This is a genomic window from Fulvivirga aurantia (assembly GCF_009711475.1).
Classification (GTDB): Bacteria; Bacteroidota; Bacteroidia; order Cytophagales; family Cyclobacteriaceae; genus Fulvivirga; species Fulvivirga aurantia.
The window spans coordinates 1-850 of the sequence record NZ_SMMD01000179.1; the positions used below are offsets into that span (position 1 = coordinate 1).

Annotated in this window: 2 protein-coding genes; both read left to right on the forward strand. The window is 37.4% G+C overall.

Annotated elements, in window-relative coordinates:
* The first annotated feature begins 97 nt into the window (after nt 1-97).
* Nucleotides 98-694: an acetyltransferase gene (locus tag E1176_RS00535; RefSeq protein WP_155208640.1), complete on the forward strand. Its 597-nt coding sequence runs from the start codon at nt 98-100 to the stop codon at nt 692-694.
* The coding region (locus E1176_RS21445; RefSeq protein ID WP_484494449.1) for a PglD-related sugar-binding protein at nt 691-850 on the forward strand (160 nt) is incomplete at its 3' end. The genes E1176_RS00535 and E1176_RS21445, both read left to right, overlap by 4 nt.

Consider the following 850-nt stretch of genomic DNA (forward strand, 5'->3'; position numbering starts at 1 on the left):
TTTTGACCGTTTTAAAGGTTTTAAAAGCCGAGGGTGTCAGTAGTAAAGATCATGTAACCATGGAAAAGTTTAAAGGAAAAACTAAATAGCTTTCAAAATGTATTTAGTAGGTGCTAGTGGTCACGGCAAAGTAATTTTTGATATTTTAAGGCTCAATAGTCAAAAGGTTCAGGGATTCTATGATAAAAACGAACAATTAGAGTCTCTTTTGGGCCATAATGTATATCCTGAATCTCAAATTAAAGATGAGGACCAACTGATAATTTCCATTGGTGATAATTCTATAAGAAAAAAACTGTCAGAAAAATTTAAAAATAATAGTTACGGTAAGGCGATTCACCCAAGTGCGGTGCTTGCGAAAAATATAAGAATAGGAGAGGGAAGTGTAGTGATGGCAGGAGCTATCATAAATATCGACAGTTTAATAGGAAATCATGCGATAATAAATACGTCATCAAGTGTAGACCATGACTGTATTATTGGAGATTATTCACATATAGCACCAAATACTACATTATGCGGTGGAGTCACAGTAGGAGAAGGTACGCTTATTGGTGCTGGGGCGGTAGTAATTCCTAACGTTAAAATTGGTGCATGGGCTCTCGTAGGGGCGGGAGCAGTTGTGGTAAATGATGTGCCAGACGGAGCATGTGTTGTCGGCAACCCTGCAAGAGTAATAACATCAATTAAATGAAAGAGGATATTACAATATTTGGAGCAGGTGGCCTCGGTAAAGAGGTTGAATGCCTAATAGAGGCAATCAACGTAGATTACGATAAATACAATTTTATTGGCTACTTTGATGATGCATACCCTACGAAAAAAACCTGGAATGATAAGCCGGTTATAG